This is a genomic window from Pseudonocardia sulfidoxydans NBRC 16205 (genome assembly GCF_007989085.1).
GTDB classification, from domain to species: domain Bacteria; phylum Actinomycetota; class Actinomycetes; order Mycobacteriales; family Pseudonocardiaceae; genus Pseudonocardia; species Pseudonocardia sulfidoxydans.
Genome location: NZ_BJVJ01000186.1, coordinates 1 through 917, shown reverse-complemented (window position 1 = coordinate 917; position 917 = coordinate 1). Strand labels below are relative to the sequence as shown.

Annotated in this window: 1 pseudogene; it reads right to left on the bottom strand. The window is 70.1% G+C overall.

Going from position 1 to position 917, the window contains the following annotated elements:
- Positions 1-58 precede the first annotated feature (58 nt).
- Positions 59-874 (bottom strand): annotated as a pseudogene (locus PSU4_RS30940) (IS30 family transposase); the annotation flags it as partial.
- Positions 875-917: the final 43 nt, after the last annotated feature.

The following is a 917-nucleotide window of genomic DNA, read 5'->3' as shown; positions in this document are numbered from 1 at the left end:
GGACCTGGACCCCGGCACCGCCACCCACCGCCCTGGCGGCTTGACAAGATCATTGAGATTCCCAGTGCCCGGGCACCGCCCGATCATCGACCTCGGCCGGCCGGTCGGAGATCATCACCTTGTCCCGGATGCGGGTGTCGTTGCGGGCCCGGCGCGCGTCGGGGAGCCGGTTCGGGCGCCGCAACGCCCGCCCGGTCCGTAGACACGCGGCCAACTCACGACGCAGCTCACCCCGCCCCTGAACGTAGAGGCCCTGGTAGATGCCCTGATAGATCGTTTCGTGGGACACCCGCATCTCCGGCCGGTCGGGGAAACTCCGGTGCAGAGTCTGGCTGATCTGTTCCGGGCTCCACTGATCTTCGACCAGCCAGTCGTGCACCGTCGCGGCCAGTTCCGGGTTGGTCGCGAGGGTGCGGGGTTTCGGGCGGCGCGCACGGTCCTCGGCTTTGGCCTGAGCCAGCACGGCTCGATACCGCAACCGCCGGTGCTGGGCCTGCTCGGGTCGGGCCTGCTGGGCCTGCTCGTGCTGCTGGAGTCGTTCGTGGGGGCGTGGGTGGCGCACGGTGTGGTTGCGGGTCAGCTCGCGCCCGATCGTGGCGCGGTGGCGGCCCAGGCGGCGGGCGATCTCGGCCCGGGACAGCCCGGCTGCCCAGCCCACAGCGATCTCCTCGCGCTCGGCCAAGGACAGGTAGCGGCCGCCGGGTTCGTCCAGACACGGGATCATCCCGCCAGACTCGACGACCCACCGCCGCCCGGCCGATGCCGACACCCCGACCTCGGTGGCGGCCTGTTCGATCGTGGCCCCGGCCAGTCGGGCCTTCCAGAATCTGCGGACACGCTCACGCGGCACTCTCGGCGGACCGATCATGCTCATCACCCCTGAACAATCAGGGTGTTGCGACAATCCCTTGAATCCA